The sequence below is a fragment of the Bacillus cereus group sp. MG4 genome (genome assembly GCF_040460055.1).
GTDB classification, from domain to species: Bacteria; Bacillota; Bacilli; order Bacillales; family Bacillaceae_G; genus Bacillus_A; species Bacillus_A wiedmannii.
Genome location: NZ_JARVGZ010000001.1, coordinates 3,980,966 through 3,995,072, shown reverse-complemented (window position 1 = coordinate 3,995,072; position 14,107 = coordinate 3,980,966). Strand labels below are relative to the sequence as shown.

The window sequence follows — 14,107 nt, the reverse complement described above, 5'->3', positions numbered from 1 at the left end:
ATTATGAATCCGTTTTCAAAATCGCATTACTGTACATATTTTTGAAACGCTCTGCCCGAATACTTTTCTTATGAAGTCGATTCTAGATGTTATAAGGTATAACTACGAAAGCTTGAAAATATCACTATTCTACGGTTCTATTATATCGTACATATACAATAATAACCAAAATAATCTGTGATTTCCTTGCTAATAGGTGTTTTTATTTCCCCATTGTTTTATGATAAATATGGGAGAGAAATACATATAAAAGGGGAATTTAATATGGGGCCTACGCAAGAGACTTATACAATTGTACGCTATCAATCTGGTACATTTTCAAAACAACTGGATGAGATTGTTACAGAATCTCCTATTACTATTAAATTAAATGGTGAAGAATATGTAACAGTTGTATGCACACCAAATTATATTGAAGATATGGTAATTGGTTTTTTAATTTCTGAAGGAATTATTGCTTCCTATAAAGATGTTGAAGAACTATGGGTGCAAAAAGATAACGGAATTGTCCATGTAACATCATCAAAAGTAAATCCACTCTATCAAACTTTATATAATAAACGATACATCACTTCTTGCTGCGGAAAAGGTAGACAAGGTTTCATTTTCGTTAACGATGCAGCAAAAGCAAAAGATTTACATGATATACATGTAAAAATTACTCCTGAAGAATGCTTTTACTTAATGAATACTTTACAACAATCTTCCACTACCTTTCGCCAAACCGGCGGGGTTCACAATACCGCGCTATGTGATCGAAATAATATCCTCCTATCAAGAATGGATATCGGAAGACATAATGCATTAGATAAAATATATGGCCATTGTTTGCGCAACGATATATCTGTTAAAGGAAAAATCATTGCATTTAGTGGGCGTATTTCATCCGAAATTTTACTCAAAGTTTCAAAAATCGGATGTGAAATGGTTCTATCTAAATCCGCTCCAACAAAATTAGCATTACAACTCGCTCATGATTTAGGCATTACAGTCGTAGGGTTTATTAGAAACGAATCTTGCAATATTTACACACATCCACATCGAATTGATGGTTATCAATCGAATAACTAAAATAACTCCTCGGTTGAGGAGTTATTTTAGTTATAAAAATGTAATATATTAAAGACTTGAATAGTTAATAAAGTTAATATATAATTTCATTACATATTAAAAACAAAACATTGTAGCATATATCTTTTCATTCTTTTACAAATTAAAAGAGACTGCTAACAAAACGCATACACAATCTTATAGAAGTAATGGATTTATTTTATTTGAAATCGACCAAGGAGGTTATAACTATGGAAATTCGCTTATTAACGACAGAGGACGCAGAAATATATTTAAAAGTTTGTATGGAAGGTTTAACGAAGAACCCGGAAGCTTTTAGCTCTTCTTATGAAGATGTTCTTAAACATGAGGATCCTGTAGCTGCTATGGCAAAACGATTAAGCAATCCGGATAAGTATACTCTAGGGGTCTTCAAAGATAACGATTTAATCGGCATTTCTACTTTAGAAACAAAGCCTTTCATTAAACAAGAACATAAAGCAAAAATCGGTTCCGTTTTTGTTTCCCCAAAAGCGCGTGGCCTTGGAGCAGGACGAGCTCTAATTAAAGCAATTATTGAAAATGCCGATAAACTACATGTAGAACAACTTATGCTCGATGTTGTAGTTGGTAACGATGCTGCAAAAAAATTATATGAATCATTAGGTTTCCAAACTTACGGCGTACAAGAACGTTCTTTAAAACATAACGGTCAATATTGGGACGAGGAACATATGGTTCTGTTCTTAAATGATTAATACTTCAATATAGTTTTCCAAAAGCACCTTTTGATTAAAAAAGGTGCTTTTTTCATTACAACAATGTAATCTTCATGTCACCTTTATCGATCGTACCAAACCTTTCCATTCATTATACTAAAAGTATAAAGTGAAACTTTACTCAGTGGAAAGCTTTACCTCCACTGAGTATTAGCCCTCACCAATCGGGCTTTTATGGGCAGTTGATCTTCCATCTAACTTCTTCGCATCCACTAAATCTTTAGATGGAATTCTTACTGCCCATTAATGCGAGGTAAAGTGACACTTTCATTAGTGAGGTACCAATCATGAAATGAACGTATAGCATTCAATTGATATATAAAGGAGAATGTGACATGAAACAAAACAAACGAGCTATGCTTTTAATATTTACTACAGCAATTGTAACTTCTGGGTTAGCAATTTTACCTTGGTTTATTATATAAAACTATTCCCCTAACAACGAAAAAAGCTCATTGCTTCTTAAGAAGCAATGAGCTTTTATATATTATAAAATCCCCAAAATTTTATTTACACAACTTATAATAATAACCATAGATACGGCAATGCACATGACAACCGTATTACGATCTTGCTTTTCTTTTTTTGAAATTTCTTCATTTGGATTCATGTGTATGATCTCCTTTTAAAAAAAGTGTGAGATAGGAAATTTTTCTTATCCGATGCGAGGTGAATACGAAAACCCTCTCTATCTCACATACACAATAGAATGGAATTGTCATTTTATAAATAAAATGACATGACGTTATGTCGCAACATAGGGTATTTTGTGTCGCTACGTTTTCTATTATAAGAAATAGTTGTGCAAAACTAGTGCATTTTTTATGTCAATTACTCTGAGCGAAAAATAACTCTTCCACTCAATCACATAAAAAGAGTTTTTTATTATTTTCATGTAAACTATACAAGTAGAATGAACAGTTTGGGGTGCACAAGATAATGGTAAAAATTTTATTAGTAGACGATGAAGAACGTATGTTACGATTATTAGATCTTTTCTTAAGCCCTCGCGGCTATTTTTGTATGAAAGCTAATTCTGGCCTTGAAGCACTAAAGTTAATAGAACAAAAAGACTTCGATATTATTTTGTTAGATGTTATGATGCCGAATATGGATGGATGGGATACTTGCTATCAAATCCGTCAAATTTCCAACGTTCCAATCATTATGCTAACAGCTCGTAATCAAAATTACGATATGGTGAAAGGCCTCACTATGGGCGCGGATGACTATATTACAAAACCATTTGATGAGCATGTATTAGTCGCAAGAATCGAAGCTATATTACGTCGTACAAAGAAAGATGGATTTGTTAGCTTCAATGGTATCGAGTGGGATAAAACGAAACATACTGTCACAGTTTATAATGACAAAATCTCCCTGACACCTATCGAGTTTTCGTTACTTGGACTATTTTTACAAAATACAAACCGTGCTTATAGCCGAGATGATTTAATCGAAAAAATTTGGGGTTATGAAACAGACATTGAATATAGAACAATCGATTCACATATTCGTAATATCCGCGATAAATTACGTAAAAAAGGATTTCCTGTTGAAGATTACTTAGAAACTGTCTATAAAGTCGGGTATAAATGGAAAAGTGAATAATTACCTCGGTCAGTGGACAATAGTATACCACTGACCCTTTATATGAAATAAGGTATGGTGAGGAAATGAGTAAACTTTCACTTAAAATTGGGACATACTTTTTAATATTAGCTTTATGTATTGAAACAATTGCTTTTGTATCTTTTTACAAAAGCATTTCAACAATGCGCATTGAGGAAGAAACACTTGCTCTTTTAGAGAAAGGAAATCGCTATAGTAAAATTATTAAAAAACGCGCGAAGTGGGATGTATATTCTAAAGAAAAGAAACTCATGGAAAGCGCTGAACACAGTAAACGGCCTAAACGTGCTATGTACCCCGAGTTTGATATCAACACTGCGGCTGAACACTTAGTTGAATCAGAATTAATTGCTAACTCTGATATAGCTATCATTATAACGGACAATAACGGCAAAATTATTTCTACCTCAGAACCTGTAACAAAAGAAATGCAAAAACAACTTACTTGTAAAACAGAGACTATCCCAGAAGGTGGATTAATCAATGAAAAAAACTGGAAAAAATCAAAATTCATCTCAACAGTAAGCCCGCTGGAACTTCAAGGATTTCAAGGTAAGTTGTATATGTTATTAAAGACATCTTTCTTAGAAAATATGTTACTTAAACTCATGAATCAATTTCTTATCATTAGTGTTTTGACAATTATTTTAACGACTATTTCTGTCTTTGTTTTTTCTCGTGTTATTACAGAACCGCTTATAAAAATGAAGAAGGCAACAGAAAAAATGTCAAAGTTAAATAAGCCAATTCAATTAGGTATTAAACGGAATGATGAACTTGGAAGTTTAGCAAAAACGATTGAAGATTTATCTAGTGAACTGGCTTATATGAAAAAAGAACGCAATGAATTTCTCGCTAGTGTTGCCCATGAACTATTAACTCCATTAACCTATATGAAAGGTTATGCGAAGGTAGCAAAGAGAGACTCTTTAACGAAAGAAGAGCGTGGAGAATACTTACAAATCATTGAGGATGAAACAGATAGTGTAACCGATCTCGTCCAAGATTTATTTATGCTGGTGCAATTAGAACAACACCAGTTTGTTATAAAAAAACAAAAAGTGATTCTTAGGCCTTTTTTAGAACGAATGGTTGAAAAAACAAAAACAACATTAACAAATAAACAAATGCAACTCCATGTATATTGCAAAGATAATTTAGAAGTTTGCATAGACGAAAGACGTATGGAACAAGTTATGTTAAATTTATTACACAACGCTTATCAACATTCGCCAGAAAACACTACTATTACGATACGCGTACTCACAGAAACAGATTCTTTTACAATAAGTGTAGCCGATGAAGGAGAAGGTATTCCTGAAGAAGATATCCCGCATATTTTTGATCGTTTTTATCGTGTTGATAAATCGAGAACGAGAGCTACTGGAGGAAAAGGTATCGGACTAGCTGTTGCAAAAGAAATTGTAGAATTGCATAACGGCTCCATTCTAGTAACAAGCCAATTAGGAGTAGGAACAAACTTTAGAATCGAGCTACCTTTTGAATAAGATGCGTGTGAAAACACCAGTAGTAGTAAACACTACTGGTGTTATTTTGTTCATAAAATCAGCTCATATAAGCTAAGGTTTTGAAATTATTCTTATTTCAATATAAAATAAAGGTACATTTGCAAAGATTTGGAGGGTGATACAATTGGATATCCATGTATTAACAAAAGACGAAGCGGAAATTTACTTAGAACTTCGTGTAGAAGGATTAAAGCAAAACCCTGAAGCTTTCAGCTCTTCTTATGAAGATATTATTAATAAAGAGTGTGCGATTGAATATAAAGCACAAAAATTAGCACAAGATGAAAACTATACGCTAGGTGCATTTAAAGATGGACAATTAATCGGGGTTGCAACACTGGAAACGAAACCATATGTAAAACAAGAACATAAAGCTAAAATCGGTTCTGTATATGTTTCTCCAAAAGCACGCGGACTTGGAGCAGGAAAAGCACTTATTAAAGAATGTCTTGAACTTGCTAAATCTTTAGAAGTAGAACAAGTTATGCTTGATGTTGTTGTTGGCAACGATGGTGCGAAGAAACTTTATGAATCATTAGGTTTTAAAACATTCGGTGTACAAGAACGTTCACTGAAATATAACGGACAGTATTGGGACGAAGAGCATATGGTCTTATTCTTAGATGAAAATAAATAATAAAAAACATCCTCATGCCTGGAGGATGTTTTTTACTTTCTTGTATACCATGCCTTATGTAATAATTGAATCGCTTTCGCAATTTCGTCTTCTGATAAAATTGCAAACCCAAGTAAAACTACATTTTCAGGCGCAGTACCGTCTTTATAGTACGTAGAAACAGGATATATTTTAATACTATATTTTGCAGCTTCTTTAATGAGTTCTTCTTCTCGCATTCCATTATGCACTTGTAATAAAATGTGTAATCCAGAATCTTCTCCGATCACTTCAACACGATTAGAGAAATACTTCTCTATTTCAAAAACAAGTCGATCCCTCTTTTTTCGGTAAACGACACGCATTTTATGAATATGTTTTTCCCAATACCCTTCATTTAAAAACTTCCTTATCACTTCTTGGTCCATTCTTGAAACACTTTGTGTATAAAACAAATATTCCTTTTGATATTTTTTAATTACATTCTTCGGTAATACAATATAGCTCATCCGTAATGAGGGTAACAAAGCTTTTGATAGTGTCCCCATATAAATAACTTTCCCGTCTGTATCTAATCCTTGTAGTGCCGGAATTGGCTTTCCTGAATAGCGAAATTCACTATCGTAATCATCTTCAATAATATACCTGTCTTCTTCTTTCTTTGCCCATTGTAAAAGCTGCGTCCTTCTCGTAATAGGCATAATCATTCCATATGGGAACTGATGAGAAGGAGTTACAAATACAACATTTGCATCGCTATTTTCTAACTCTGCCATACAAATTCCGTCTCTATCTAAAGACAACATTTGAACCTTCTTTTCTCCCTGTTCAAAAACAACCATTTTCCTATGATAACCTGGGTTTTCAACTGCATAATTGCTTCCCTTCAACAATTGAAAAAGTAACTTCACTAATATTTGTGTTCCCGCCCCTAATACGATCTGGCTAGCTGAACAACGCACACCTCTAGATTCATACAAATAGTTCGTAATTTCCTCCCTTAAGCTCAATTCCCCTTGAGGGTGTCCAAGAAAAAGTAACTCATTATTATGTGGCTGCCATACATCATTTATAAGCTTGCGGTACGTAGTGAACGGAAAAGTGTCCGTATCAACCCCTGTTTGGGTGAAATCAAATTTATAGTTCTCCTCCCGAAACGATACTTCTTCTACTTTCGCTTCGCTTCCTTCTACATAAATCATTTGTTCAATTTTACATACGAAATAACCTTTTCTCGATGCCGATTCAATATAACCTTCTGCAAGTAATTGCTCGTAAGCCACTTCTACTGTATTCTTACTCACTTGTAAATAGCTCGCCAGCTTTCTTTTAGCAGGTAATTTTGTAAAAGCCGGAATCGTTCCATCTTTAATCTCTTTTTTTATATACTCATACAATTGCACATACAATGCTATTTTACTTTTCGTATTTAAATTAGGCGTTAATTCTAACATAATATCTGACCCCTTAATAAAACTAAAATCTGATACTTTTTACAGTACCAGAAGTTATATATAATTCCTTGTATCATGTCACACATAAAAAATCAAATACTCGAGAGGGGATGCATGATTATGAACAACAATAGACGGATTGGACTCATTATGATTATTACAGGAGCTACCTTATGGGGATTATCTGGCCCGATGATTCAGTGGCTATTTCAACATACTAACGTATCATCAATTGATTTTTTAACAATTCGCTTGTTGCTTGCGGGAATATTTATTTTATCTTTCTTGCTTATAAAGAAACAAAACATATTTCAAATTTGGAAACATCCTAGACATTCTATACAACTTATTATTTTCTCTATTCTCGGCATGCTCGGTGCGCAATATGCCTTTATCGAAACAGTTCATATTAGTAATGCGGTCACAGCGACATTATTTCAATTTCTAGGTCCTGTTCTTATTACCATTTATGTCTCATTTGGACAAAGAAAATTCCCTGCTTCTATGCAACTACTCGCAATTATAACTGCCCTAACAGGAACGTACTTTATTATTACAAACGGTTCCATTGAAAATATTGTTTTATCGAAAGAAGCCATTATTTTCGGCCTATTAACAGCAATTGGCTTTGCATTTTATACCCTTCATCCAGCTTCTCTTATTAAAGAATGCGGAACAACTGTAGTAATTGGCTGGGGGATGTTAATCGGTGGCATTGCCCTGCTTATTTGTAATCGCTCGTTTGAATGGAATCAGCTTTCACAAACTCTTACACCAAAAACTTTTTCTATGCTTATTCTTATCATCATAAGTGGCACTCTTTCTTTCCTCCTTTATATCGGTAGTCTGAAATATTTAGCAGCAACAGAAACAAGCATTTTATCTAGCATTGAACCACTTGTAGCTGCCATCGTTTCAATCGCTTGGCTGAATGAATCCTTTGGAGCCTATCAATTATTAGGCGGCGTATGTATCGTTCTTTCTGTTATTTTCTTAACGATGCCGCAAAAAGAGAATGAACCTACCTTTTCAACTGAACAAATATAAAAAATGTCAAAAGAGGTCGTACAAAACTTACGACCTCTTTTGACGTTTTAAAGGAATTGTCCCGCTTTCTAGCAAATACAATTACACTAACAATAAAAATTAGGAGTGTGACACCATGAAAAAAATTGGAACTATGCTACTTTTCTCTTTTCTCATCGCTGGATGCACACAAGCGCAACCTGATTCAGAAGCACCTAAAAAAGAAGCCATCGCCACGTCATCCACTCAAGTTAATGCACCTTCCTTCTTTCATCTTAGCGTTTTAAAAGATGTAAATTGGGAAGAAACACCCTCCTTCATACAAGAAAAAATACCTTTAAAAGGCATCGAAGAAAAAATTGCAATGGCTGATAGCCCTATTATCGTAAATGAAAAAAATGAAATGATGTGGTACTTTTTAGATCCTGAAATGCCAACTGGAAAACTATCTATTATTGCACTAAAACAAGGATCAGTAACTCCAACACCAGTACTCTTTCAACAAGAAACTTCCAAACCAACTTGGACTACTTCAAATACAATTGATTCCACTACAAACGAACTTCCTCTCACTATGTCACTACCTTCACCTGGATTATGGGTATTAAATATATATGTGAATGAAAAATATTATGATCAGTTTGTAATTACTGCTGAGTAAAGTGACAAAACTAAAACACTTTCTTACAACAATGTAATTTCTACGTCATGTACTTCGATAGTTGAAGTATCTCTCTTCTCTTATACTTAAAATAAGAAATGACACGAGGAGAGATGAGAGATGAAAAAAATGATAGAAGTGATTGTAGCAGTAACTGAGGTTTTAGTAAATGGTAAACAAGTTGCAATGGAATTAAATAAATAGTGAAAAAACATAAATAGTTTTACATTTCTTCATTATTTTGATTTCTTATCTCAAAAAAGCAGTGCCTTTTTAGGCACTGCTTTTAGCTATTAATAACTTGGTATTTTCATAATTTGCGCCACACCTGAATCAATGGCTGCTTTCGCTACAGCTTCCGCAACACTTGGAACAACTCTTTTATCTAACGGATTCGGGATTACATAATTCGCATTACGTTCTTCGTCCGTAATGATGTTAGCGATCCCATATGCTGCCGCTAATTTCATCTCTTCTGTAATATCAGTCGCGCGCACATCTAACGCACCACGGAATATCCCTGGGAACGCCAATACATTATTTACTTGATTCGCATAATCCGAGCGCCCGGTTCCTACTACAGCTGCCCCAGCCTTTAATGCATCCTCTGGGAAGATTTCTGGAATTGGATTCGCCATAGCAAACACAATTGCTTTCTCATTCATCGTTTGTACAAGTTCTTTCGTTAATACGTTAGGAGCAGATACGCCAATAAAAATATCAGCTTGATGAATCGCTTCTTTTAACGTTCCACGCACATATTCTCGATTTGTCTTTTTGGAAACTTCAATTTGTGCTTCGTTCATCCATGGTTCACCTTCACAAACAATACCTTCTAAGCTAACTAACGTAATGCGCTTTGCACCAGCCTTTAATAATAATTTTCCAATTGCAATTCCTGCCGAACCCGCACCGTTAATAACAATTTTCACATTATCCATTTGTTTGCTAACAACTTTTAATGCATTAATAACAGCTGCTAAGACGACAATAGCTGTTCCATGTTGATCATCATGGAATACAGGAATATTCGTTTCTGCTTTTAATCGCTTTTCAATTTCAAAACAGCGTGGTGCCGCAATGTCTTCTAAGTTAATTCCTGCAAACGTAGGCTCTAAATTTTTCACAAGGGTAACGATTTCATCCACATCAGTCGTACCTAAACATAATGGGAAAGCATCTACATTCGCAAATTTCTTAAATAAAATACTCTTTCCTTCCATAACAGGCATAGCTGCTTTCGGTCCAATGTTCCCTAAACCAAGTACCGCTGTTCCATCTGAGACAACTGCCACCATATTACCACGTGCTGTATAGTCATACACTGTTTCTTCATCTGCTGCAATTGCTTTGCAAGACTCCGCTACACCTGGTGTATATGTCAGGCTTAAATCATCCGCTGAATTTACTTCTACTTTACTTGTAATTTCAATTTTCCCTACTAATTCTTTATGCAATAACAATGATCTTTCATTAATTTGATTTTCTAACATACTTATATTCTCCCCTTAATTTGACAAGCTAGCTATATTCATATAGCTAGCTTGTTTGATCATGAAAACATTTTTAATAAAATTGTCGCTGTTACAACCATTGCTGCCCCGCCTAAACGTGTTGAAATTTGCGCAAACGGCATTAATTCCATACGATTTGAAGCTGATAAAATAGCAACATCTCCAGTTCCACCTAAACCACTATGACATCCAGTTACAATTGCTGATTCAACTGGATACATTTTCATCACTTTCCCTACAAGAAAACCTGATGCTACCATTGTAAGAACAACTGATGCGCACACAACAACATATCCTACTGAAAGAACTGCTGCTACGTCTTTTAGCGGAATATATAGCAATCCTAATCCAACCATTAACGGCCAAGTTAAATTCTTTGAAATAAATTTATATAAATGGAATGCTCCTTGCTCCATTTTTGCTGGCATTAATTTAAAGTATTTCACAAGTGCTGCTGAGAAAATCATAATGATTGCCCCAGGAATACCGATGAACTTAGAAGCAAATCCTCCGAAGATGAAGAACGTACATGCGATTAATAAACCTGCTCCCATTAATGAGAAATCAATTGGCTTCTCTGTATTTTGTTCTTTTAATAATTCTGCTTGATTGTCTGTTTTCACTAATACACCATTACCACTAAGCTCAGGTCTCTTCTCACCTAAACGCTTCATATACCCTGCACTCACGATTGCAAACATATTCCCAATAATAGCTGCTGGAATAAGCTGTGATACGAATGTTGCTGATGATTCATTTAAAATGTCACTGTACGCTAGTGACAATGGTAAAATCCCTTCTCCAATACCACCGCTCACAATTGGTACGATAATAAAGAAGAATGTATGCTTCATTTCAAACCCGAATAGTGAACCGACCAATAACCCTACTGCTACAGAAGCTAACGTCCCTACTACTAAAGGAATAAACATACGAACGAAACCTTGTACTAACACTTTACGGTTCATTCCTAAAATACTTCCGACTACTAAACAAGAAATATATAAATATAAAAAGTTCGATTTTTTCATTAACATAGTCGCAGCTTCCATTGAAGCTGGATTCATCCAGTTAAAAAATACAAGTAATGATGGAATAAATAATGAGAGAATTGCTGGACCACCGATATTTTTTAAAATTGGAATTCTCATTCCAATGTCGCCTAAGAAAATACCCATGATCATAATAACTGCAAAACCACCAATCATATCTGCTGGTAATTTATTATATACAGATGCCCCATAAATAATAGCAGCCAATACTACATATAACGGTAAAGGTATAACACCGATTTTAACGTTCATAATTTTAGAAGCGAAAGATTCACTTTTCAATTCATTTCCTTCAGCGAATGATACCGCTTCCACATCCTTTTGAATTCCCATATGGCACCCCCTTGTTTTCTTAATAACAATATTAAAACGCTTTCAATAGTAAAAATAGTTTTTGTAAGTTTTGTAATTGGTTTTGTAATTAAAAAAAGTATAAGCGACTTATAATAAGTCGCTTATACGTAAAAACCTATTTTATTTTGATCAATACATCTTAATTTACTTACAGGTCTTCCCACATGCTGATACACCATTTCGTTTTCTAACACTCCAATTTCAGTCAAAAACATTACATACTTTCGAATAGAAACTCTTGAAATTCCTACTAATTGTGCCATTTCATCTGTTGTAAACGCTCGTCCATTCAGCGACTCGATCTTCTGCCAAATTAATTGCAACGTTTGCTTCGTTAATCCTTTCGGGAGCTCTTTAGTTACAGTAGGCTCTCTTTTTTCTTTTTGCAAAATTAACGAATCTAATTCCGATTGACTAATTTTTTGTTGTTCTTTCATGAAAGTAAGTTTTTCTCGATATATAGTTAATGCATCTTTAAATCGTTCAAATGTAAATGGTTTAATTAAATAATCTACTACGCCATATTGTAATGCTTTTTTAATACTCCCCATATCATGTACAGCTGAAATCATCATAATATCGATTTCTTTTTCTTGGTTCCGAATATACATTAAAAGCTCAAATCCAGTTTCTTCAGGCATAAAAATATCAAGTAATACTAAATCTACTCGTGATTCCTCTAATACTTCTATCGCTTCTTTAACGGAGTTAACTGCTTGAACAAGTTCAAACCCTCCTACTTGCTCTAAATAATGCGTATTTAACATCGCTACCATCGGGTCATCTTCTACAATTAAAACTTTAATCATATTTGCCTCTCATCCCTACCTTTAGGTATTTCAATTGTTATCGTTGTTCCCTTTCCTACTAATGAATGCATATGAATTGTCCCATTTATTCGCTGTATACTTTCTTTTACAAGATACAAACCATAACCGCGGTTATCTCCCTTTGTGGAATAACCTTTCGTAAATAATACCCCTATTTCTTCTTGTATACCTTTTCCCGTATCTTGTACTGTAATGGTTAATGTATCCCCATATTGTATCTCAACTTCAACTTGCTTCTTTTCACAATTCGTCACTGCCTCTAATGCATTATCAATTAAATTTCCGACAATCGTAATCAGTTCATGAGTAATACTTTCATCATCCATTTCCGGCATGTAAGAGTCTTCACTTATGATTAATTTTATATTTTTTTCTCTAGCATAGCTAAGCTTTCCAAGTAAAAAGCCAGCAAATACTGGATTTTTTATTCTTTTCATAACCCCACCAATTTCATATTGATGCTCTGATACCATACCGCTTATATACTTCTGTAATTCTTCATACTGCTTCATATGTGTAAGCCCTAATACGACATGCATTTTATTCATAAATTCATGCGATTGTGCCCGTAATGCTTCCGCATATAGCCTAATACCAGTTAATTCTTCTGCTAATTTTCTAATCTCTGTTTTATCACGAAATGTTGCAATTGCACCAACTATTTCCCCTTTTACATATAAAGGAACACGATTCGTCACAATCGTAATTCCATAAATATTTTGTTCTTCGTTTAATTGTACCTCTCCCGTTTGTAATACTTCTTTTATACGTGAATTAGGCATATACAACTCAACATCTTTACCGATAAAATCTTCTTCAAGACCACTTTTCTTAAACAATCGTTTTGCCTCATTATTTATTAAAGTTACATTTGCTTCTTTATCTACAGCAATAATACCTTCCTTTACAGATTGTAGCATCGTATTTCTTTCTTCAAGAATTTTCGCTATCCTGTGAGGTTCAAGACCGAATAAACTTTTCTTTATATGTCTAGCTAGCAATATTGCTCCTATAATTCCGACTAGTACTCCAACTCCGACACCAATGTAAATGATATGTCTACTTTCCTTAACTCTCTCTTTTACATTATCTGCTGAAATACCAACGGCCACCGCTCCAAGTTGTTCACCTGTTTCAGAAAATACAGGTACAAACACTCGCATTGAAATACCTAAAGTTCCTTCTGCCAGCGATACATGTTCCTTTCCTTTCAATGCAGGCCCTTCATCTCCCCCAATAAAATGATGGCCTATTTTTTGAGGATTTGGATGTGATTTTCTTATTCCATTCGTGTCCATAACTACAATAAATTGAACACCTGTGTTTTTTAATATTCTATTTGTATACGTTTGGATTGCAGAAGTATCTGCCTTCCCAATCAAACCATCGATTACAATTGAATCATTCGCCACAATGTGTGCAATTGTTTTTGCTTTCTCTGCTTGGCTATCCTCCGTCGTCCGTTCTACATTATGACCAATTAATATATCTGTCACAAGTAAAGAAAAAATTACAACTGTACAAACTAATAATGTAATCGTTTTCCATAAATTCCATAGACTTTTTCTTTTTTTCATCCCGTTAATGACTCCCCTAATTGCTGAATAGAA

At 34.3% G+C, this 14,107-nt stretch carries 13 protein-coding genes; 7 read left to right on the top strand and 6 right to left on the bottom strand.

The window, feature by feature from the left end; all coding sequences use genetic code 11:
- Nucleotides 1–264 precede the first annotated feature (264 nt).
- Both fdhD and QCI41_RS20915 read left to right on the top strand, forming a co-directional pair.
- Nucleotides 265–1,071, top strand: a complete 807-nt coding sequence (fdhD, locus tag QCI41_RS20920) for a formate dehydrogenase accessory sulfurtransferase FdhD (RefSeq protein WP_000529227.1) — start codon at nt 265–267, stop codon at nt 1,069–1,071.
- A gap of 230 nt (nt 1,072–1,301) precedes the next feature.
- On the top strand, nt 1,302–1,808 hold the full coding sequence (locus QCI41_RS20915; RefSeq protein ID WP_000405878.1) for a GNAT family N-acetyltransferase: 507 nt from the start codon (nt 1,302–1,304) through the stop codon (nt 1,806–1,808).
- A gap of 508 nt (nt 1,809–2,316) precedes the next feature.
- On the opposite strand, the gene QCI41_RS20910 is transcribed toward QCI41_RS20915, so the two are convergent.
- Nucleotides 2,317–2,439 (bottom strand): hypothetical protein, encoded by a 123-nt coding sequence (locus tag QCI41_RS20910; protein ID WP_001069013.1) that lies wholly within the window; start codon nt 2,437–2,439, stop codon nt 2,317–2,319.
- A 329-nt stretch (nt 2,440–2,768) separates the two neighbouring features.
- On the opposite strand from QCI41_RS20910, the gene QCI41_RS20905 reads away from it, so the two are divergent.
- The 3 genes from QCI41_RS20905 to QCI41_RS20895 all read left to right on the top strand — a co-directional run bounded on the left by QCI41_RS20905 (nt 2,769) and on the right by QCI41_RS20895 (nt 5,627).
- Nucleotides 2,769–3,440: a response regulator transcription factor gene (locus QCI41_RS20905; protein WP_000238944.1), complete on the top strand. Its 672-nt coding sequence runs from the start codon at nt 2,769–2,771 to the stop codon at nt 3,438–3,440.
- A gap of 65 nt (nt 3,441–3,505) precedes the next feature.
- Nucleotides 3,506–4,969, top strand: a complete 1,464-nt coding sequence (locus QCI41_RS20900; protein WP_327974846.1) for a HAMP domain-containing sensor histidine kinase — start codon at nt 3,506–3,508, stop codon at nt 4,967–4,969.
- 145 nt (nt 4,970–5,114) lie between these two features.
- Nucleotides 5,115–5,627, top strand: coding sequence for a GNAT family N-acetyltransferase (locus tag QCI41_RS20895; RefSeq protein ID WP_000351216.1), 513 nt, complete (start codon nt 5,115–5,117; stop codon nt 5,625–5,627).
- Between the two features lie 32 nt (nt 5,628–5,659).
- Here the strand turns inward: QCI41_RS20895 and pdxR are convergent, their stop codons facing one another.
- Nucleotides 5,660–7,060 carry a MocR-like pyridoxine biosynthesis transcription factor PdxR gene (gene pdxR, locus QCI41_RS20890; protein WP_353836783.1) on the bottom strand — a complete coding sequence of 467 codons (1,401 nt, stop codon included), beginning with the start codon at nt 7,058–7,060 and terminating at the stop codon, nt 5,660–5,662.
- A 120-nt stretch (nt 7,061–7,180) separates the two neighbouring features.
- Here pdxR and QCI41_RS20885 point away from each other — a divergent pair, with 120 nt between their 5' ends.
- A complete protein-coding gene (locus QCI41_RS20885; RefSeq protein ID WP_353836784.1) occupies nt 7,181–8,107 on the top strand; it encodes a DMT family transporter in 927 nt (308 codons plus the stop codon).
- A gap of 115 nt (nt 8,108–8,222) precedes the next feature.
- Nucleotides 8,223–8,747: a DUF4871 domain-containing protein gene (locus tag QCI41_RS20880; RefSeq protein WP_046953842.1), complete on the top strand. Its 525-nt coding sequence runs from the start codon at nt 8,223–8,225 to the stop codon at nt 8,745–8,747.
- Nucleotides 8,748–9,040: 293 nt separating this feature from the next.
- On the opposite strand, the gene QCI41_RS20875 is transcribed toward QCI41_RS20880, so the two are convergent.
- The 4 genes from QCI41_RS20875 to QCI41_RS20860 all read right to left on the bottom strand — a co-directional run bounded on the left by QCI41_RS20875 (nt 9,041) and on the right by QCI41_RS20860 (nt 14,074).
- Nucleotides 9,041–10,240 carry an NAD(P)-dependent malic enzyme gene (locus tag QCI41_RS20875; RefSeq protein WP_098815734.1) on the bottom strand — a complete coding sequence of 400 codons (1,200 nt, stop codon included), beginning with the start codon at nt 10,238–10,240 and terminating at the stop codon, nt 9,041–9,043.
- 59 nt (nt 10,241–10,299) lie between these two features.
- The gene (locus tag QCI41_RS20870) at nt 10,300–11,646 is read right to left on the bottom strand and encodes a 2-hydroxycarboxylate transporter family protein (RefSeq protein WP_353836785.1); all 1,347 of its coding nucleotides are present in this window, start codon (nt 11,644–11,646) and stop codon (nt 10,300–10,302) included.
- A gap of 122 nt (nt 11,647–11,768) precedes the next feature.
- On the bottom strand, nt 11,769–12,476 hold the full coding sequence (locus tag QCI41_RS20865; RefSeq protein WP_353836786.1) for a response regulator: 708 nt from the start codon (nt 12,474–12,476) through the stop codon (nt 11,769–11,771).
- On the bottom strand, nt 12,473–14,074 hold the full coding sequence (locus tag QCI41_RS20860) for a sensor histidine kinase (RefSeq protein ID WP_353836787.1): 1,602 nt from the start codon (nt 14,072–14,074) through the stop codon (nt 12,473–12,475). The genes QCI41_RS20865 and QCI41_RS20860 overlap by 4 nt, the downstream gene beginning before the upstream one ends.
- Between the last annotated feature and the right edge of the window lie 33 nt (nt 14,075–14,107).

Coding starts and splice junctions, on each gene's coding strand:
- fdhD (WP_000529227.1), top strand. CDS start 265: ATGGGGCCTACGCAAGAGACTTATACAATTGTACGCTATCAATCTGGT.
- QCI41_RS20915 (WP_000405878.1), top strand. CDS start 1,302: ATGGAAATTCGCTTATTAACGACAGAGGACGCAGAAATATATTTAAAA.
- QCI41_RS20910 (WP_001069013.1), bottom strand. CDS start 2,439: ATGAATCCAAATGAAGAAATTTCAAAAAAAGAAAAGCAAGATCGTAAT.
- QCI41_RS20905 (WP_000238944.1), top strand. CDS start 2,769: ATGGTAAAAATTTTATTAGTAGACGATGAAGAACGTATGTTACGATTA.
- QCI41_RS20900 (WP_327974846.1), top strand. CDS start 3,506: ATGAGTAAACTTTCACTTAAAATTGGGACATACTTTTTAATATTAGCT.
- pdxR (WP_353836783.1), bottom strand. CDS start 7,060: ATGTTAGAATTAACGCCTAATTTAAATACGAAAAGTAAAATAGCATTG.
- QCI41_RS20885 (WP_353836784.1), top strand. CDS start 7,181: ATGAACAACAATAGACGGATTGGACTCATTATGATTATTACAGGAGCT.
- QCI41_RS20880 (WP_046953842.1), top strand. CDS start 8,223: ATGAAAAAAATTGGAACTATGCTACTTTTCTCTTTTCTCATCGCTGGA.
- QCI41_RS20875 (WP_098815734.1), bottom strand. CDS start 10,240: ATGTTAGAAAATCAAATTAATGAAAGATCATTGTTATTGCATAAAGAA.
- QCI41_RS20870 (WP_353836785.1), bottom strand. CDS start 11,646: ATGGGAATTCAAAAGGATGTGGAAGCGGTATCATTCGCTGAAGGAAAT.
- QCI41_RS20865 (WP_353836786.1), bottom strand. CDS start 12,476: ATGATTAAAGTTTTAATTGTAGAAGATGACCCGATGGTAGCGATGTTA.
- QCI41_RS20860 (WP_353836787.1), bottom strand. CDS start 14,074: ATGAAAAAAAGAAAAAGTCTATGGAATTTATGGAAAACGATTACATTA.